The sequence below is a fragment of the Flavobacterium aquariorum genome (genome assembly GCF_003254745.1).
Classification (GTDB): Bacteria; Bacteroidota; Bacteroidia; order Flavobacteriales; family Flavobacteriaceae; genus Flavobacterium; species Flavobacterium aquariorum.
In genome coordinates, this window is sequence record NZ_QKXH01000002.1 from 122,211 (window position 1) to 141,589 (window position 19,379).

Genomic DNA, 19,379 nt, shown 5'->3' on the forward strand with positions numbered 1-19,379 from the left:
GCACTAGTCGAAAGATTGGTGCTTTTTTTTTTAGGAGCAGAGATATTCGGTTTTTCATCAGCTTTACTCCCGCTGTCCGCAATATCTTTTATGCCAAACCCCGGCATAAAAGGATATTTGCTCTCATCGGGGCTAGTCGAGATGGCTTGTTTTTAAATAATGCTTTCTTTTAAATTTTATGGTAAACCGTAAAACATTAAGTAATATCTTTATTAAAATTACTTTAAACAAATAATTTAATGATAGTTAATAATATTTTCAATACAAAAAATCACGATTTAGGAAATGGAAATACTCTAAATATTATCGAAATTGATGAAATTGATGGTAATCTAAAAAATTATCTTGACGAAAAATTAATTTCAATATGTTATGGTCCAAGAGAAATAGATATATCAACTGTGAAATTAAAAATATTGAAATTCTTAAATAGCAAAAAGAAAACGCTTAATGGAGTTTCAGATAATACAATAGTAATGGGTGCAATTACCGAATTTATGGTACATCTTTTTTTAAATAGTCTAAATTTTGTACAAGAATTTACATTTAAAAATTTGGAAGAAGGTTCTATGAAGAAAGGATTTGATGGTTATTACAGTTTGGAAGAAAATTGTTGGATTGTCGAGAGTAAATCTGGAAGTATTCAAACGAAAGGCAATTCACATGCTACAAAAATAAATGAAGCTTATTCTGGTTTAATAAAAATGCTTGAAGGAAAAACAAATAATAGTCCTTGGGAAAATGCTTATAACCATTCCATAATGGTTAACTCAAAAAAGAGTATTTCAGATAAATTGAATGAACTTGATATTAATTATACACGCGGAAAATTTGAAAACATTAAAGATTTTAATATTATTCCAGCATCAACAATGATTTATAATAATGAATGGGACAATAGATGCAATAATTTTGAAGATGAAGTTATAAAAGCAATAGATGACTTTAATTATAAAAACATTAGAGTAATTTGTATAAATAAAAAGTCTTTGAGTAATTTTAGAAAATACCTTGAAAGCTAATGCAAAATCCAAATCGACAATTTACAGCAGCTTTCAAAAACAATAATTTTAGGAATGTTATTGAAAAATTAACAAGTGATAAAATTCTTGATACAAATGAAAAATCATATGTTTTAGCTTGTGCTTTACTGTTTCTAAAAGAGTATGAAAATGATAAAAGATATAAAAGTTTTGCGGATTTTGCATATTTTTTAATTTTAAAGTACTCCGTTTTTTATAAAGACTACAAACCTCTTTATGATTTCTCAACAAATTTTGGTTTTTACCCCATTACAAAAATAATTTTAGAAAATAATTTACTTGAAACAACTGGAATAAATGATGAATTAATTCAGATTGGGCTTGATAATTTTCAGAATATAGACGAGAAGTATTACGAAACACTAGAGCAAAATAAGAATAAAAATTTATTTTTAGAAGACCAAACAAATGAAAAAAGTTATTTAGCACCAACCTCATTTGGTAAAAGTTCAATAATTATTGATTACATTAAAAGACTTGAAAACAAGGAAAGGATAGCAATAATAGTACCTACTAAATCATTATTGATGCAAACATACAAGATGATTAAAGGAGCTAATTTAAATTACAAATTACTTTTTCATGATGAAATGTATGAGAAAGAAAAATCCTTTATTGCAATTTTCACTCAAGAAAGAGCATTGAGGTTATTAAAAAAACAAAAAAAAATATTTTATGATGTTTTGATAATTGATGAGGCACACAAAATTTTAGAGAGTGTTAAAGACAAAAGCAATAGAAGTGTATTATTATCAAGATTAATATCATTAAATAAAAATTTAAACTCAAATCATAAAGTCATATACTTATCTCCTTTAATTGAAGATGTCGAAAATATAAAAATCTATGAGAATCAAAACATTAAAAACTACAGAATTAATTTCAACATAAAAGAACCTGAACTATTCGAATATAAGTTAAATGGCGATGTTATAAAACATAATAGGTTTTTTATAAATAATAATTTTGAAGGTTTTCTAACAGATAATATTACAAATTATTTTAAATATCTTATTTCTAATTCAGGAGAAAAAAATTTCATTTATCACGCAAGGCCAATAAAAGTAGAGGAAATAGCTAAAGACTTTTGTAAAAATTTAGAAAAAACGACTGATTTAGTCAATATCAAAATAATTATTGATATCCTAAAAAAGGAAGTACATAAAGATTTCTATGTTATAGATTATTTAGAATATGGTCTTTTATATATCCATGGCCAAATGCCTGATTTAATTAAAGAATATTTAGAAAAAAAATATAAAGAGTTAGATGAAATAAAGTATTTAGTGGCTAATTCTGTTATTCTTGAAGGAATAAACATGCCAATAGACACACTATTCATATTTAATACTTATGGATTAGGAGGAAAAGGATTAACCAATTTAATAGGAAGAGTAAATCGTTTAAATGAAATATTTAAGGATAACAAAGATAAGTTATACAAATTACTACCAAAAATCCATTTTATAAATACCAAAGAGTATAACTCAACCGAAAACAAAATTAGTAATATGCTTCCAATAATTAAATCATTAAGATCTAGTGTTTTTAAAGATGAAGTCAAGAATCCTCTTCTCTTAAATTATGATATAGAAAGCATTAAAAATAAAGATTCTAATGAGCAGGAACGGTTAAGAGAATCAAAAAGAAAAATCCAAGAACAGGAAAGATTTTTAAATACTATACCTGAAAATAAATTTGAAAAATTAAAACAATATTTAATAGAATCTGGAATTATCAATCTATACAAATGTGAAATAGATGAATTGACAAAAATGATATTACTCAAATTAGACTTAAAAAATCAGTGGGAAGATATTGAAATATTAGAAAAAATATATTCAATTTTTATTGAAGATAATTTAGATATAATTTCAGATAATGAATTTAAAAGGTTTGAATATAAAGAAACTAGAAATCATTATAAATTTTATATAACAGTAAATCAAAAGAGATCTTTAAAAGAAAATATAGAGGATTTATTAAGATATTTTATTGAAAAAGCAAAATCTCCAATAAAAAAAGAAAGAATGTTTTATTTTGGAACTGCTTATGGTAGAGAAGTATATGATCAAATAAATAGTCCTAAAGGATCTAAAGTCTATATTGACTTAAGAACAGTTGAGAAAGAGAATGAATTGATTAATTTGGCAATTGTTAAGTTAAAAATGGAAGATAATTTTATTAGTTTCACACTGAATAAATTTATTGTATTTCTTTATGATTATGACTTAATATCTGAAGATATCTATAATCTATATGTTTATGGAACGACTGAAAAAAACAAAATAAAATTCACAAAATTTGGAATGAATGTTAGTCTTGTAAGTAAACTTGATCTTGATAATCAATTAAAAAACATTGAACTTGATAAAAATAATAACATAAAAGTTAATCTATTATTTAAAGAATACTTAAAATCTTTAAATGACTTTCAAAGATTTGAAATTGAAAGATTTATAAATTAAATACTAGCTCCGATGGCACGGATATATTGCCCGATAGCGCGGATTTGCAATCCGTGCCCATTCCTATCGTCAAGTCCAACTTACTATTCTCTATTTATTAAAGCATTCTTTATACTATCATTATCGAATCACTTTACAAGCACGGATTGCAAATCCGCGCTATCGGAGCAAACAATACAACACTTATCAAAACTATAGGCACCCCCGCTAGCGCGAGCGTCCCGCTCGTGAACACTAGCATAAACAAACAATTATAAATTTGAAATCGGCACGAGCGGGACGCTCGCGATAGCAGAGAAATAAATAACTAGATTACGAATTATCTAAAAATCCTTTCAGCATAAGTGCACCTATCAAAAGTATAGGAACTCCGATCAAAATAGTAGGTCTTCCTACAAAAACTATAGGAGCTCCTATCAAAACCGTAGGTCCTCCTACTAAAACCGTAGGTCCTCCTACCAAAACTATAGGAGCTCCTATCAAAACCGTAGGTCCTCCTACTAAAACAGAAGGAGCTCCTATCAAAACTGTTGGTTCTCCTACCAAAATCATAGGAGATCCTATCAAAACTACTGGAGAACTAACCACAAAAAAAGCCAGCCTAAAAATAGGTTGGCTTTTAAACATACAATCAAATCATATAACTATAAATCAGCAGGGATTTCAGTTGCAGGTTCTGTTTTGTGTGCAAAACGCTTGTTCCATTGATCTACTTCTCCCATGGCAAGATCGAGAGAACCTTCGTTTCCTCGAGATACCTGCAGGTTTATAGCGTAACGATCAACCAAAGTCATTACATCAGTTGCAGCACCCAACTGAATTTCTTCGATAGTTTCCATTGCCTGCATTAGTGCAATTTTGTTAGCTTCTAGACTATTGTAATAATCCAAAAGATTGGCTAACTCTGAGGGAACATCGGCACGGCTCAATGAATTGGGAAATTGATTGGCAATTCTAGAAATTAAACGGGCATACCCTTCTCTTCCTTCCGCCATGGAACGTGTTCCTTTTTTTTCCTCATCGGTCAAATTGATTTTGAAAGGATTCAATGGTGTTAATGCCGACGTAACGGCTGTTGTGAAAGCAGTCAGCACTGCTGGTGGCGCGATGGCCGCAATTAATTTTGACATAAAAAAGTTATAGTTTGGTTAATAAAAAATGAATTTAAATAAACTTATTCTTACTTTTAAATTATTAACAATAATTTAACGTATAACTTTTCCTATAAATAATCTAAATTCGATTACTACTGCTTTTTTTGGAATGATGACAAAAAAGCAAAATACCTCCTTTTAGCCCCGATAGAAGTGGAAATCCTTGTGAGCCGGGGTTCGGCTCACAAGATTGAAGCGGAAAGCGGGACCAATACCGATAAAAGAGCCAAAACTTTCTGCTCCTAAATAATAACAATAGAACATAGCTTACCGTCAAATTGTACAAACCATTATTGCTTAACTTTGTCTTTATAATGAATGCTATAAAACATCAAAAAAATAGAACTATGGATATTTTAGAATTAATACAAAAAAGATATACAGCAAAGAAATACAACTCTGATAAAGCGATTCCGCAAGAAAAAATTGATGCCTTGAAAGAAATTTTACGCCTCACTCCTTCTTCCATAAACATTCAACCTTGGAAATTTACATTTGTGCAAGATCCAGAAATGAAGACAAAATTAGCTTCGGTTTCAAAGCATAATACCGAAAAAGTAAATCAAGCCAAACTATTGATTGTATTTAGCGTAGCGGATGATTTGGATGCTTTTCAAAAAGTGGTTGACAACGAGTTGCCGGAAGCCAGAAGAGATTGGTACAATCAAATAAGAGCTAGTACCCCAGAAGCCGACCTGAAAGTTTGGCTAGCCAAGCAAGTTTATATAGCCTTGGGAGTTGGTTTGACAGCCAGTGTTGCATTAGGTCTGGATTCGTCACCTATGGAGGGTATTGAAGCGGATAAATATGCGGCTATCCTCAATATGACGGCTTACAAGCCGCTGTTTGCAATGGCTGTAGGTTACGCTTCGGAAGATGATTTTAACCGAATTGAAGTTATGCCAAAATCCAGAAGATCACTAGAAAATGTAATTGAAAGCATTTAAATACAAGCTGAATAACTACAATCCAAAAAAAAACAAGAAAGCAACTCCATTACGAGTTGCTTTTTTAATTTATGCCATTTTAAAGAATAACCCGTAAATAATATAACTTTTCTAAAAAGTATTATAATACAATCTTTAACCTATACTCTGACCTTTACAAAGTTGAAATTAATTTAAAAACAAAACATTATGAACAATATATTCAGAGGTCTATTGGCAGGTTATGGAGCAAAAAAACTAGGAGGCGGATGCTTCGGTACAATTTTAGTTTTTATAATTATCTGGATGCTTTTGGGGCAGTGTAGTTAAAAATTTAAATTCTATTCAACAAAAAAATATAAACAATCTAAAACAAAACAGTTATGAGTACAGGTAAAGTAATATTAGGAACAGTAGCGGGACTTGCCGTAGGCGGAATTTTAGGAATTCTATTTGCTCCCGAAAAAGGTTCGGTAACCCGAAAACAAATTTTGGATAAAGGAAATGATTATGCTGACGATTTGAAATCAAAACTTAACGAGTTTTCAGGTTCAATCACAGATAAACTTCAGAACGCAAAAGAATTTGCTAAAGGGTTAGCAGATGATGCGAAAGCAGAATTTGATGAAGCAAAATTTGATACCAATCACAGCGCTTCAAAATATTAATTCGAAATAAAATAAATTATGACTGACGATGCAACTCCCATAGCAATGCTTTTTGAGCGGGCAGAAGATTACAGCAAAACAACCTTAAGGTTGTTTAAGCTAAATGCCATTGACAAATCCGCCGACGTAGCTTCAACTCTCGTTGCACGACTTGCAGTGATTATGACGGTTGTATTCTCAGTTTTAATTATAAGCATTGGCGTGTCAATATGGTTAGGAAAACTGCTTGGTGATGCCTCTTACGGATTTTTTATAGTAGGTGCTTTCTATGTCTTCATGGCAATTCTTCTTCATCTATTTCGTAAGCAATGGCTAAAATATCCCGTTAGCAATTCTATTATTAAACAATTGCTTAAAGAAAAAATGGTATGAAATGAGCATTAACGTAAATTGGTCACAAACATCGCTTTATATATGCAACCCGAGCGAAAGCGAACAGGTGAAGCAATTACATATGACCGATAAAAAACAATAAATATCTACATATGAAAATGAGAAACGAAACAGATTCATTAAATGAATTGATAGTTCTTCAGGAACAGAAGCATGATTCTGAATTGAAAGCCCTAAAAGAGCAATTTGATCTTGCCTATGAAAGTTTAAAACCTGTTAACTTGATCAAAAGCCTATTTCACGAAGTAACCGCTTCGCCCGAAATAAAAAATGATTTTGTTGGAAATATCATTGGCTTAGGTACAGGATTTATTTCCAAAAAATTTTTTGGAATCAATTCACAAAGTCCTGTCAAAAATATGTTAGGAACCATACTCCAATTTGCTATGACCAATGTGGTTGCTAAGCATTCCGATAGTATCAAAAACATTGGAAGCAATCTTTTGAGTCATTTTTTGCATAAAAATAAAAGCTAAGCAAATTATTTTGCAGACAACAAATTAGATTTTCTTTTATCAATAAACCAGCTCTGTGATTCCAATACTAAATTATAAAAGTGTAGTTTTTTAGTAGATATTCTTCAGATTTATATCATCTCTTAAAATAATGTTATTTTCTTACTTTTAAATAAAATAAACGTATTTTATCGATATTTTAATAAAGTTTAACTAATTTTATAACAGATTTTGAGAACCAAATACAAGCTAAAAAACAGTAACAGTTTGTCTTTCAAAGAATTTAAAAACAAAAGGAATAAAACAACTATACTTATGAAATCAACTTTACACTTCTTTATTGATTTTTTTGCAACAATATATGATTTGGTTATAGAATTTTTTGCTTTGCAATATGATTTGGTCGTTGGCTTTATAGTTTTTTTAGGAGAGTATTTAAAATGGGTTACCACTAGCTCTCGCAAGTCTGCTGATTTTGTCAAACACGCTGAGGAACCAGTAAAAGTCAACAATCAAAATCCTTTCGATATCCGATAATTGTTTCCTACAAAAGCAAATCAACATATGCGTCGGAGAACCATTGCAAAAGGCAAATAACTATAATTTATAAAATCCACAAACGTTTAAAAAACAATATTCCTACCTTTGGCACAATACAACAATCGAAAAGGCTATCTTTTCGATTGATTAAAGAGTAAAAAATGAAGTTCAAAGGAGTTATTTTTGATTTAGACGGAACACTGGTGAATTCACTTGAAGATATTGCAGATGCTATGAACAGTGTTCTTCAAGGTCGCAACTACCCTACTCATGATTATGATGCGTATCAATATTTCATTGGGAGCGGCCTTCGCAATCTGGTGAGCAAATCATTGCCAGAAACACATAATGATGAAAAGCATATCGATCATTGTTACCAATTGATGATTGAAGAATATCGTGATAATTGTACCAATAAAACAAAACCTTACGACGGGATTATCGAATTATTGGATCACTTAATTTCACACAATATCAAGCTAAGCGTATTCTCCAATAAATCGGATGAACTTACCAAGAAAATCACGACTGCCTTATTCCCAAACTATTTTAACCCAATAGTGGGTTTGAGTATTGAATCACTAAAAAAACCAAATCCCTCTGAAGCCATAGAAATAAGCAAAAGTCTAGGATTAAAAACCGAAGAACTTATTTTTGTGGGAGATTCTGGTATTGATATGCAAACGGCTGCCAATGCCAATATGTTTGCGGTGGGGGTTTCATGGGGATATCGACCAGAAGAAGAGTTAACTGCAAATGGAGCAAAATATATATTAAACCATCCACTGGATTTAATTAAAGTTTTGCAGGCCGAAGGCGTTAAAATATTGACATAGCTATTCGGTTCCTCCCAAAAACTCAACTCACATCAAACTTTGACCAGGAATTGGTATTCAAAAAACGAAAAATAATAAAACAAATTTTTCTATATCTTTGATATTCAATCCAAAAAATTATAATTATGGTCAATAACATCTTAAAAAATGGAATTTTAGGAGGCATGATTGCTGCAATTGTTATGGCTTCGATGGTATTTTATATGAAAGCCAATCCGGGAGAAGAGCCCAATGCAATTATAAGTTTTATCAGTATGCTTTTGGCTTTTACCTTCCTCATATTGGGTATCAGAGAACAACGCGAAATCAATAATGGCACAATCACTTTTGGAAGTGCATTCCTAACAGGATTGGGAATTTCATTTGTCATCGCAACCATTTACGTATTGGTCTGGCTGTTTATTTATAATAATTTTTTTCCTGATTTTATGGATAGATATGGTGAAATGGTCTTAAAAAACGCCAAACCCGAAGGTCTAGCAGCCAAAACCACCGAAATAAACCAAATGAAGGAATGGTATAAAAGCCCCGTAATGGTGGTCTTACTCACTTATATGGAAATTTTTCCAATTGGAATTGTAATTTCTTTAATTGCAGGATTAATTTTAAAGAAAAAATAAGCTGTTTTTTTATTGTACTATTTTTTCAAAAGTCAGATAATCAATGGCAATTTCATCCTTACTGTCATCTTTCAACATCAAAGAACTACCGGTGTTATCCATTACTTTCCAATCCCATTCAAGTCCTAAAAAATATCAACTGGACTCATGGAAATTTTAAAAATCGTACTGAAAAGATCATCATCGCTAGTGCTTTTGGCTACAAAACACCATCCGGTATAGGTATTGATTTCTTTGGAAGCATTCAATACGTTATTGCCTTCAAAAACAAAATTATATCCTGTATAATTTACAGTTTTATCTTTTCCTGAATCGTAAAAATAACTAACCTTCCACATCCCTTCTTTCACAGTATCGGCTCCCCCATCTACTGTATTTTTACTTTCGTCGCTACTGCAAGATACAAAAGTTGAAACCACTACAGTTATCAATAAAACGAATCGGAATATATTTCCTAATTTCATATTCATTTACAAGTTTTTAAGTTATCTAATTTTAAAATGCTTCTTTTGTTAAAATCAACAATTAAAATTCGACTTCAAACAAGTACTGGAAAGTAATATGTTATTAAAATATCCGATGCAAAATCTAAAAAAACCTTTTTTGAAGCTAAATAATTACCAAAAACTACACATTTTTAACTCTTATTTACATCTCTTTTTTTTATTAAATCGATACATTTGTTAAGTAACCATATTTATAGTATCATGAGAATAGAAACCGAACTTAAATTAGGATTTAAAGATGTAATGATCAGGCCCAAACGCTCTACTTTGAAGAGCCGATCACAGGTTTCTCTAGAGAGGGAATACAAGTTTTTGCACAGTTCTATCGCTTGGTCAGGAGTTCCTATCATGGGAGCCAACATGGATACAGTGGGAACTTTTGAAATGGCATTGGCACTGGCCAAAGAAAACCTTTTCACGGCCATCCACAAACATTATTCTTTGGAAGAATGGAATGAATTTATAAAAAATGCACCCGAGAATATTGAGGATTATATCGCGGTGAGCTCAGGAACCGGGAAAAATGATTTCAAGAAAATAGGCGAAATATTTGAGCAGAGTCCGCAATTAAAATTCATTTGCATTGATGTTGCCAACGGCTATTCCGAGCATTTCGTTAGTTTCCTAAAAAAAGCACGTGAGCAATATCCGGACAAAGTAATTATTGCAGGCAATGTAGTCACTGGCGAAATGGTCGAAGAATTGCTATTGGCCGGTGCCGATATCGTAAAAGTGGGAATCGGCCCAGGATCAGTATGTACCACAAGAGTAAAAACAGGTGTTGGCTATCCCCAACTTTCCGCCATAATTGAGTGTGCTGATGCCGCACATGGTTTGGGAGGACATATCATCAGCGATGGCGGATGTGCCACGCCAGGCGATGTTGCCAAAGCCTTCGGTGCCGGTGCCGATTTTGTAATGCTTGGCGGTATGCTTGCCGGACACAACGAAAGCGGTGGCGAAATGGTTGAAATCGGAGGTGAAAAATTCAAAAAATTCTACGGAATGAGTTCGGAGACGGCCATGAACAAACACGTTGGCGGTGTTGCCGAATACAGAGCCAGCGAAGGAAAAACAGTTCAGGTTCCGTTCAAAGGGGATGTCATTAATACCTTAAAAGATATTCTTGGCGGCATTAGAAGTACTTGTACGTATGTAGGCGCTTCCAAATTGAAAGAATTGACCAAAAGGACCACGTTTATAAGGGTTATGGAACAAGAGAATGTTATTTTCAACAGGTAATCATAATAAAAGCACTATTCAAATGGCTGGTGTTTTTTTTAGTAGCACGACAATGGTTTTTTACGACAGCTGTACTCCCGCTGTCCGCTTCAATCTCCCGAAGAAAAATCGGGAGGATTTTCACTTCCATCGGGGCTAAACCAGAAATATAGTATTTCAAAACACCGATTTCATAAATAAATTCAACCAAAAAGTAGTAGTTTCGCATAAATAATCAAAACGTATTGACTCAATTTTTGACAAAACAATACCAAAATCAATTCACTTTTTAAACCAAATTATAATGGCATCAGGTTTTTTCGCACTATTGGATGATATCGCAGCACTTATGGATGATGTTGCAGTAATGAGCAAAATTGCAGCAAAAAAAACGGCAGGTATTTTAGGAGATGATTTGGCAGTTAACGCCGAAAAAGCCTCTGGATTTGTCTCATCAAGGGAACTTCCCGTATTATGGGCAATCGCAAAAGGTTCTTTTATCAATAAATTGATTATTTTGCCTATCGCCTTTCTGCTGAGTGCTTTTTTTCCTTTGGCAATTATAATAATTTTGGTGCTTGGAGGTCTTTTTTTGGCGTATGAGGGCGCCGAAAAAATATACGAATACTTCTTCCCACATAAACATTCAATTGTAGAAACAACAATCCAAGATTATACAGAAACCGAAATTCTGGCATTTGAAAAAGACAAAATAAAATCCGCGATAATAACTGATTTTATTTTATCGGTAGAGATTGTAATTATTGCGCTTGGAACCGTAATTGAGGAAACGCTAACATCTCAGATTGTGGTTGTCTCATTTATTGCCATATTGGCCACCGTTGGTGTTTACGGCATTGTAGCGATTATTGTAAGAATGGATGAACTGGGTTTCAAACTTATTGGAATGAGTACCAAAGAAAACAGCCCGTCAAAAATTATTGGAAATTTACTGGTACAGGCCTTGCCAAAAGTAATTAAAAGTTTAGCAGTAATTGGCACTATAGCTTTGATTTTAGTAGCTGGAGGTATATTTGTCCATAATATTGATTTCTTGCATCATATATTACCTCAATTGCCTTCCTTCTTAAAAGAATTTATCATCGGACTTACAATCGGCTTGGTGGTTTTAGGAATTGTAAACGTATTCAAAAAGGTATTTGGGAAGAAGTAAGGAAAACATTTTTAACCGATAAAGTCATATTAGATATGAAAATAAATCGAGAATGGCATTTGGAACACAGAATGCCCAAAAATCCAACTTTCGAACAAAGAGTCGCATGGCATTTGGAACACGAAAAAAATTGCAAATGCAGACCAATTCCCGAGAAACTCCTGGAGGAAATGGTAAATAAAAAAGCCAAACCCAATAAGCGCTAATTATTGGGTTTGGCTTTTTTATTTTATACTTCCACTATTTTTCTCTCGCCTATTTGTTGTCTCCACATTGCATAATACAACCCTTTTTCATTCAATAAATCTTGGTGCTTTCCTTGTTCGATAATGGATCCCTGTTCCAATACATAAATTCTGTCTGCGTGCATAATCGTGGACAAACGATGGGCAATCAATACCGTAATTTGGTCTTGCTTGGAAGAGATGCTTCGAATGGTTTGCGTAATCTCCTCTTCGGTGATGGAGTCCAGAGCCGAAGTCGCTTCATCAAATAACAGTAATCTTGGGTTTCTCAATAACGCTCTTGCAATCGACAATCGTTGTTTTTCTCCTCCCGAGACTTTAATACCGCCTTCACCGATAGTCGTGTCCAAGCCTTTTTCGGCACGAGACAATAAATTTTGACAGGCCGATTTTTGCAAAACATCATTTATCTCTTCATCGGTTGCATTGGGTTTTACGAACAGTAAATTGTCTTTTATGGTTCCTGAAAACAGTTGAGCATCTTGAGTCACAAAACCCAATTGTTGACGCAACTCGGTTAAGTCTATTTCTCTGGCATTTTTTTCATTATAAAAAATAGCACCTTCTTCTGGAGTGTATAATCCAACCAGCATTTTGACCAATGTCGTTTTACCGCTTCCCGAAGGACCGACAAAAGCAATTGTTTCCCCGGCTTTGGCCTCAAAAGAAATGTCTTTGACAGCGTAAGAAGTTGCTGTTTGGTGCTTGAACGAAATATTTGAAAATCTCAAATTATTAATAAAACCAATCGTTTTTGGAAACAAAGGTCTTTCTTCGCTTTTGGCATTCATCAAATCACCAAAATTATCCATCGAGGCTTTTGTTTCGTTATAAGTTGCTATAACATTCCCAAGTTCCTGCAGCGGATTAAACAAAAAGAAGGAGAAAAACATTAGCGTGATCAAATCTCCCGGCTTGATGATTCCTTGAAAAATAAACATGTATAACGCAAAAACCAATCCAGTTCTCATAAAATGAACCGTAGTTCCCTGTATAAAACTCAATGAACGGATAAATCTAACTTTCTTCAACTCCAGTCCCAATATTTTTATCGTGGTACTGTTGAGACGATTCACTTCCTGCTCCGTCAAACCCAAACTTTTCACTAATTCAATATTACGTAGCGATTCGGTGGTAGCACCTGCCAAAGCGGTTGTTTCGCCAAGAATTTCCTTGGACACTTTTTTGATTCTTGTTCCTAAAAATGAACTGATAAAAGCAATAACGGGAACGGTTGCCAAAAAGATAGGCCCCAACAGCCAATGGATATTAATCGCATAAGCCATCACAAATACAATCCCAATAAGCGTTTGAAAAATTAGGGAAATGGACAAAGTGATGAACTTTTCACAATCTATTTTTACCTTCTGAAGCTTTCCGAGTGTTTCACCGCTTCGTTGGTCCTCAAAATCTTGAAATGGCAACTCAAGCGCCTTTTGAATACCGTCAGTGTACATTTTTGCACCTGTTCTCTGAATAATGATATTGGTGAAATAATCCTGAAAATTTTTAGCAATTCTTGACATCATGGCGGCTCCTAAAGACAGTGCCAACCAGCCCAAAACGGCTTTGGTGAAAAGAGCAAAATTGTGATGAAACCCAGCAACTCCAACACCGCATTGATTCAATAATTTACCAATAATAATGGAGTCACATAGGGAAAAACATTGGTTGATAGCCGCTAAAAATAAAGCTAAAAATAACAGGGACTTGTGTTCTTTGATGTAGGTATATAATATTTTCATGTGTTTTTCTAAAATTAAAATACAAAACTACAACTATTGGCTTCAAAAAATTAAAATTAACTCCAATAATAATACCGATTATACAAAATATATAACTCGATGAATTGTTCCATTATTTTGTTATATCGGCATTATACCAGAAAGCTTATTTGTAAAAACAATAAATACAATTGCTATAACATGCAAAAATTATTAGTGTCAATTGTCCAATAATAAATCTCATGATCAGCACTTGTATCTTCAAAGTTAAAATAAATATAATAGATAAATATTTATTGTTTATCAATAAATATTTATCTATATTTGACTATTATTTTTTAATTAAGAAGATTATGAAAACAAAAACAGAAAGCATTTTGACAGCAATGAATGTCTTAACATGGATTGTATTCATTGGTTTGTTAATCCATACGGGAGCCATTATTATTTCCTATTCGATTAGCATTTTCAATCCTGACGGAGCCAAAAATCTGTATATGGGACTAGATCTATTTTCACTTAGACAACTGGATATTTGGAAATATTCCGTCACAGTATTCTTGACGATTACTATATTGGGGCTAAAAGCATACACAGCCTATTTGGTGATACTAATTTTGTCAAAAATCAATCTTGAACACCCTTTCACCATGAGCATAGCCCTATTAATCGAAAAAGTCAGCCATGTGATACTTGGTACTTGGGTTGTTGCCATGCTTGCCAATGCCTATCAGGAATGGTTACGCCAAAAAAGTTTTCCGATACCCGAGAATTGGATTTCGGGAGAGTTCATCTTTCTGGCAGGAGTGATATTCATTATAGCCCAGATTTTTAAAAAAGGAATAGAATTACAATCCGAAAACGAACTAACTATCTAAATTATGCCTATAGTAGTAAACCTTGACGTCATGATGGCAAAAAGGAAAATGTCATTAAACGAACTTTCAGAAAAGGTAAATTTGACCTTGTCCAATCTTTCTATCTTAAAAACAGGAAAAGCTAAAGCCATACGCTTTAGCACACTCGAAGCAATCTGCAAAGCTCTGGACTGCAAACCAGGTGATTTGCTGGAATATAAGGAATAACTCTTTTACATTCCCAGCAGCATAAATATTATTCTTGTTATATACAATCTGTCTCCTATTCAATCATTAAAACATCAGTTAAAAGCTAGTATTTTTTTTGTGCTATATTTACAATAACAATATTCCAATTCAAGAACTATCACCTGAAAAAATGAAAAAAGAAACTTTAGAAATTCCTTTTTACGGCGAAATCAATGACTTTTTAGCATCGGTATCTTTACACAACAGGACTCAAAATCCACTTTTTTATTGCCTGCGATTAAAACCTAATGACGATACTATACAATATTATAAGCCCTTGTTTAAGAAAAACTTTTATTTTATCAGTCTGATTACCAATTCCGAAAACACAAAGATAATTTACGACACCACCAAAGAAGAACAACTGGATAGTTTCTTGGTCTTCCAATCGCCAAACCAAATCTATAGTTTTCACAGGGACAACAACGCACAAGGATATTTAATTTATTTTAAAAAAGAATTATTCGATTTCTATAAGCCCCATTTCGATAAAGAGTTTCCTTTTTTCGACATATTGAAAACCAATTTTTTCAAAATAGACAGTAACAAGTTCAAGGAATTTGCACCGCATTTCGAATATGTTTTTGAGGCTTACGACAAATCCCCTAATCAAAAACACCAATTGTCCATTTATCGTTTTCTGGCATTATTATTTCAACTCAAAGAATTCACTAATGCCTATGATCAATGGGAAACCAGTTTCAACACCCCCCAACAATTACTCTATAAAAACTTTATGCGACTCCTGAATAAATTTTATATAGAAAAAAGAACAGTTGAAGACTACGCCCTACTCCTTCATGTAACGGCCAATCATTTGTCAAAAACCATAAAAAATGTCTCTGGACAAAATGCATTAAGCTTAATCAACGAACGAATTTTGGCTGAAGCCAAATCCTTAATCCATTATACTGATAATGATATGGCTCAAATTGCCTACCAACTCAACTTTTCGGACCCTGCCAATTTTGGAAAATTTTTCAAGAAACACACTCTTTTGTCCCCTTTGGAGTATAAGAAATCCAGTCAATCCTAAATGGAATATTTACACCCATTTTTGGACTATTAGCTTCCATCATTACCGTTCTATATTTGCATTATCAAATAACCAAATAAAATTTACAAGATGAAAATAGCAGTTTTAGGAACAGGAATGGTAGGTACAACCATAGGTTCAAAATTAGTGGAATTAGGACATGAAGTAATGATAGGTTCGCGAACAGCCACCAACGAAAAAGCGGTTGAATTTGCAAACAGCAACGGAAAAATTGCCAGTGCAGGAACTTTTGCCGATGCAGCTAACTTTGGCGAAATTATTTTTAACTGCACCAAAGGTGAAATTTCTATAGATGTATTAAAACTCGCAGGAAACGGAATTGATGGCAAAATCATTGTTGATATTGCAAATCCTCTAGATTTTAGTCAAGGTATGCCTCCATGTTTGATTCCTGCTTTGTCTAACACCAATTCACTGGGAGAGGAAATCCAAAAAAACTTCCCAAGAACAAGAGTGGTAAAAACACTAAATACTATGTGGTGTGGCCTTATGGTAAATCCAGCAATGATTGGAAATGGTGACCATATCAATTACATTAGTGGAAACGATGCCGAAGCCAAAGCCACCGTAAAAACACTCTTGAATGACTTTGGTTGGAAAAATGAAAATATCTTAGACCTAGGCGACATCACCAATGCTCGAGGAACTGAAGCTACTTTACCAATTTGGCTAAGAGTTTGGGGAGCAACTAACAACGGTGCTTTCAACTTTAAAATTATCAGCTAATTAAAAAAACTTTCAACAATAGAGAACTCCATCGAAAGCTGGAGTTTTTTTGTTTTTAATAGCCTTTTCATCACCCTAATACAATAATAACACAACAAATTCCCGTTATTATATAACACTTCGTTTTGATCAAATTGTCATTTTTACAACAAAGAAATTAGTTATGCAAAAAGCAGCCTTTATAGCAATCCTCCTTGTTTTTTTCTGTTCGTGTAAACAACAGAATCAGGAGATTTTGGTATCCAAAAAAACAATAATTCGAAAACATCCCAAAAAAATTTCGTTTCATTTCGAAAACACAAAAGAATGGCTCGCAAAGACTTCGGATAACGCACAAATCCGAATCGTTCTCGCCGTTAACCGCACAGACAAAGCTAATTTAGGTAAAATGGATTCAATCATTATTCCTGAGGATTTAACTGGTGATATAGAATTTTATCTTCCGTTTCCAATTGCAGTTCCCTATCTAAAAGACATCAATAAAGTGATCTTCTTTTCATATCCTACACAAACTTTCGCCGCTTATGAAAATGGTGACTTGATTTATACCGGTCCCACCAATATGGGGCGAAAAAAAGATCCCACTCCCATTGGACTTTTTTATACCAATTGGAAAGCCGAAAAAACCACAAGCACGTTTAATGATGAGTGGGATTTGCGTTGGAATTTTAATATTGCCAATAAATTAGGCGTCGGTTGGCATCAATATGAATTGCCGGGATATCCAGCTTCGCATTCTTGTTTGCGACTGCAAGAAAAAGACGCCAAATACCTTTATACTTGGGCGGACCAATGGATATTAAAGGATGATGAAAATGTACTCGTGAAAGGAACTCCCGTGATCGTTTTTGGCAAATACAATTTTGACGCCCCAAAACCCTGGCTGCAATTGGTTCAAAATCCTAAAGTCTTGAACATTTCAGTAGCCGAAATAGAAAACACAACGAAACCCTACTTAAACAGTATTTTATCCGAACAGAAAAAAAGAGAAAATACCGCAAGCAAGGAGTGAAAAAGATTGCAGTCCGCAGATTGCAGAAAGCTAAAAATGCTTTATTTCTTGCAAAAGCGCAAAGTTAAAAAACTCCTCTTCTTTGTGCCTTCAGGCCTTTGCGAGAGACTGATTCAGTAAAATCTTAGCATGAAACTATATCAATACAGTCTCATTTATCCCATCAATAACTTCCTTAGTTATCTTCAAACTCTTCAATTTATCCTGATGACTAAAAATCGGACTAGTGATCATCAATTCATCAACTCGAGAATGCCTGATAAATTCTTTTAATTCTTTAGTCAATGTTTCTCTGCTGCCTATAAAAGAACCGGCCGTCATTTGGTTAACATGAAAACGAGCTTCTTCGCTCATATCATTCATCAAATTGGTCAAGGAATCTACAGGAGGCTGCAGCGGTTTTCTCGTGTTTTGAACTAAATTCTGAAACATTTGATACAAACTGGTCGATAAAACTTCGGCTTCACTATCCGTATCGGCGGCAATAACATTGACACAAGCCATCGATTTTGGTTTATCCAAATATGCGGAAGGCTTAAAATTATCCCGATAAAACTCAAAAGCCTGAATCATCAGTCTTGGCGCAAAATGTCCCGCAAAAGCATACGGCAATCCATAGGCTGCCGCCAATGTGGCGCTGTCCATACTCGAACCCAAAATCCAAATAGGAACATTTGTCCCTTCGGCTGGAAAAGCCCGCACTTTGGCAGTAGCGTTCGCTTCCGAAAAATAGTCCTGCAATGCCGATACATTCTTAGGAAACCGCTGTGATTCCTCAAAAAAATCAGGTCTTATGGCTTGTGCCGTCAGAGAATCGGTTCCGGGAGCTCTTCCCAAACCAAGGTCGATTCGGTCCGGATACAAAATACCCAATGTCCCAAACTGCTCGGCAATAATCAATGGCGAATGATTTGGTAACATAATTCCACCCGATCCAACTCGAATATTCTTGGTCTGGCTTGCAATAAAACCGATTAAAACAACCGTTGCCGTACTCGCAACGTGAGCCATATTATGATGCTCGGCCAACCAAAACCGTTTATAGCCCAAACCATCGGCAAGTTGCGCCAGTTCTTTCGTCTTTTGCATGGTTTCGCTGGCATCGCTGTCTTGCGTAATTATCGCTAACTCTAATAGGGAAATCGGAATTGGGTTTTTCATATTCATCATAAGTTTGTACAAATTTAATCATTACCGCTTAGGGTATTTATGCCGAAACGTTAATTCAATTATAATATTTAAACCGAGTTCCTTTACAATTATTTTGGAGCAGAAGTATTTGGTTTTTCATCAACAGTTGTCCCGCTATCCGCTACAATCTTGTAAACCGAACCCCGGTTCACAAGGATTTTCGCTTCTATCGGGGCTAGGTGAGGTATTTAGTTTTCCAATTGAATTGATGCCGAAGTATGATTACTAAGATTTTAGTTTCAAATTAAATACATATATTTACTACAATCACAACATAAAGTTTCTCAATTATATAGTTAGTGGCAATTTAAACA

22 protein-coding genes are annotated in these 19,379 nt (G+C 33.7%); 17 read left to right on the plus strand and 5 right to left on the minus strand.

The genetic code is table 11. The features are described 5' to 3' along the window. Positions 1–239 precede the first annotated feature (239 nt). Both DOS84_RS03120 and DOS84_RS03125 read left to right on the plus strand, forming a co-directional pair. The gene (locus DOS84_RS03120; protein WP_111408663.1) at positions 240–1,022 is read left to right on the plus strand and encodes a hypothetical protein; all 783 of its coding nucleotides are present in this window, start codon (positions 240–242) and stop codon (positions 1,020–1,022) included. Further along, positions 1,022–3,511, plus strand: coding sequence for a DEAD/DEAH box helicase (locus DOS84_RS03125; protein WP_111408664.1), 2,490 nt, complete (start codon positions 1,022–1,024; stop codon positions 3,509–3,511). The genes DOS84_RS03120 and DOS84_RS03125 overlap by 1 nt, the downstream gene beginning before the upstream one ends. A 312-nt stretch (positions 3,512–3,823) precedes the next feature. On the opposite strand, the gene DOS84_RS03130 is transcribed toward DOS84_RS03125, so the two are convergent. After that, a complete protein-coding gene (locus tag DOS84_RS03130) occupies positions 3,824–4,138 on the minus strand; it encodes a type VI secretion protein (RefSeq protein WP_111408665.1) in 315 nt (104 codons plus the stop codon). Between the two features lie 17 nt (positions 4,139–4,155). Next, positions 4,156–4,641, minus strand: a complete 486-nt coding sequence (locus DOS84_RS03135) for a hypothetical protein (protein ID WP_111408666.1) — start codon at positions 4,639–4,641, stop codon at positions 4,156–4,158. Between the two features lie 371 nt (positions 4,642–5,012). Here DOS84_RS03135 and DOS84_RS03140 point away from each other — a divergent pair, with 371 nt between their 5' ends. From DOS84_RS03140 to DOS84_RS03170, 7 genes are all read left to right on the plus strand, one after another. Next, positions 5,013–5,612: a nitroreductase family protein gene (locus DOS84_RS03140; protein WP_111409059.1), complete on the plus strand. Its 600-nt coding sequence runs from the start codon at positions 5,013–5,015 to the stop codon at positions 5,610–5,612. Between the two features lie 362 nt (positions 5,613–5,974). Then, on the plus strand, positions 5,975–6,259 hold the full coding sequence (locus tag DOS84_RS03145; protein WP_111408667.1) for a YtxH domain-containing protein: 285 nt from the start codon (positions 5,975–5,977) through the stop codon (positions 6,257–6,259). Between the two features lie 18 nt (positions 6,260–6,277). Then, a complete protein-coding gene (locus tag DOS84_RS03150; protein ID WP_111408668.1) occupies positions 6,278–6,631 on the plus strand; it encodes a hypothetical protein in 354 nt (117 codons plus the stop codon). Positions 6,632–6,744: 113 nt separating this feature from the next. After that, positions 6,745–7,128, plus strand: coding sequence for a hypothetical protein (locus DOS84_RS03155; protein WP_111408669.1), 384 nt, complete (start codon positions 6,745–6,747; stop codon positions 7,126–7,128). 294 nt (positions 7,129–7,422) lie between these two features. Beyond that, complete coding sequence (locus tag DOS84_RS03160) at positions 7,423–7,644, plus strand: hypothetical protein (RefSeq protein ID WP_124020615.1); 222 nt, start codon at positions 7,423–7,425, stop codon at positions 7,642–7,644. Positions 7,645–7,808: 164 nt separating this feature from the next. Continuing rightward, the gene (locus DOS84_RS03165; RefSeq protein WP_111408671.1) at positions 7,809–8,483 is read left to right on the plus strand and encodes an HAD family hydrolase; all 675 of its coding nucleotides are present in this window, start codon (positions 7,809–7,811) and stop codon (positions 8,481–8,483) included. A gap of 125 nt (positions 8,484–8,608) precedes the next feature. Next, positions 8,609–9,103 (plus strand): DUF4199 domain-containing protein, encoded by a 495-nt coding sequence (locus DOS84_RS03170; protein WP_111408672.1) that lies wholly within the window; start codon positions 8,609–8,611, stop codon positions 9,101–9,103. Between the two features lie 125 nt (positions 9,104–9,228). Here the strand turns inward: DOS84_RS03170 and DOS84_RS03175 are convergent, their stop codons facing one another. Then, positions 9,229–9,573 (minus strand): hypothetical protein, encoded by a 345-nt coding sequence (locus DOS84_RS03175; protein ID WP_111408673.1) that lies wholly within the window; start codon positions 9,571–9,573, stop codon positions 9,229–9,231. Between the two features lie 237 nt (positions 9,574–9,810). Here DOS84_RS03175 and DOS84_RS03180 point away from each other — a divergent pair, with 237 nt between their 5' ends. The 3 genes from DOS84_RS03180 to DOS84_RS19050 all read left to right on the plus strand — a co-directional run bounded on the left by DOS84_RS03180 (position 9,811) and on the right by DOS84_RS19050 (position 12,210). Then, the gene (locus DOS84_RS03180; RefSeq protein WP_111408674.1) at positions 9,811–10,851 is read left to right on the plus strand and encodes a GMP reductase; all 1,041 of its coding nucleotides are present in this window, start codon (positions 9,811–9,813) and stop codon (positions 10,849–10,851) included. A 283-nt stretch (positions 10,852–11,134) separates the two neighbouring features. Next, positions 11,135–12,004 carry a DUF808 domain-containing protein gene (locus DOS84_RS03190; RefSeq protein WP_111408676.1) on the plus strand — a complete coding sequence of 290 codons (870 nt, stop codon included), beginning with the start codon at positions 11,135–11,137 and terminating at the stop codon, positions 12,002–12,004. Between the two features lie 35 nt (positions 12,005–12,039). After that, the gene (locus DOS84_RS19050; protein ID WP_165830389.1) at positions 12,040–12,210 is read left to right on the plus strand and encodes a hypothetical protein; all 171 of its coding nucleotides are present in this window, start codon (positions 12,040–12,042) and stop codon (positions 12,208–12,210) included. A gap of 23 nt (positions 12,211–12,233) precedes the next feature. Here the strand turns inward: DOS84_RS19050 and DOS84_RS03195 are convergent, their stop codons facing one another. After that, positions 12,234–13,994, minus strand: a complete 1,761-nt coding sequence (locus DOS84_RS03195; protein WP_111408677.1) for an ABC transporter ATP-binding protein — start codon at positions 13,992–13,994, stop codon at positions 12,234–12,236. Positions 13,995–14,326: 332 nt separating this feature from the next. Here DOS84_RS03195 and DOS84_RS03200 point away from each other — a divergent pair, with 332 nt between their 5' ends. From DOS84_RS03200 to DOS84_RS03220, 5 genes are all read left to right on the plus strand, one after another. Next, positions 14,327–14,851 (plus strand): DUF2975 domain-containing protein, encoded by a 525-nt coding sequence (locus DOS84_RS03200; protein WP_165830390.1) that lies wholly within the window; start codon positions 14,327–14,329, stop codon positions 14,849–14,851. Positions 14,852–14,854: 3 nt separating this feature from the next. Continuing rightward, positions 14,855–15,058, plus strand: a complete 204-nt coding sequence (locus tag DOS84_RS03205) for a helix-turn-helix domain-containing protein (protein ID WP_111408679.1) — start codon at positions 14,855–14,857, stop codon at positions 15,056–15,058. Positions 15,059–15,209: 151 nt separating this feature from the next. After that, the gene (locus DOS84_RS03210; RefSeq protein WP_124020616.1) at positions 15,210–16,115 is read left to right on the plus strand and encodes a helix-turn-helix domain-containing protein; all 906 of its coding nucleotides are present in this window, start codon (positions 15,210–15,212) and stop codon (positions 16,113–16,115) included. A gap of 90 nt (positions 16,116–16,205) precedes the next feature. Continuing rightward, positions 16,206–16,862, plus strand: coding sequence for an NADPH-dependent F420 reductase (locus DOS84_RS03215; RefSeq protein ID WP_111408681.1), 657 nt, complete (start codon positions 16,206–16,208; stop codon positions 16,860–16,862). Between the two features lie 163 nt (positions 16,863–17,025). Beyond that, positions 17,026–17,874: a L,D-transpeptidase gene (locus tag DOS84_RS03220; protein ID WP_111408682.1), complete on the plus strand. Its 849-nt coding sequence runs from the start codon at positions 17,026–17,028 to the stop codon at positions 17,872–17,874. 135 nt (positions 17,875–18,009) lie between these two features. Here the strand turns inward: DOS84_RS03220 and DOS84_RS03225 are convergent, their stop codons facing one another. Continuing rightward, positions 18,010–19,035 (minus strand): LLM class flavin-dependent oxidoreductase, encoded by a 1,026-nt coding sequence (locus tag DOS84_RS03225; protein WP_111408683.1) that lies wholly within the window; start codon positions 19,033–19,035, stop codon positions 18,010–18,012. Positions 19,036–19,379 lie beyond the last annotated feature (344 nt).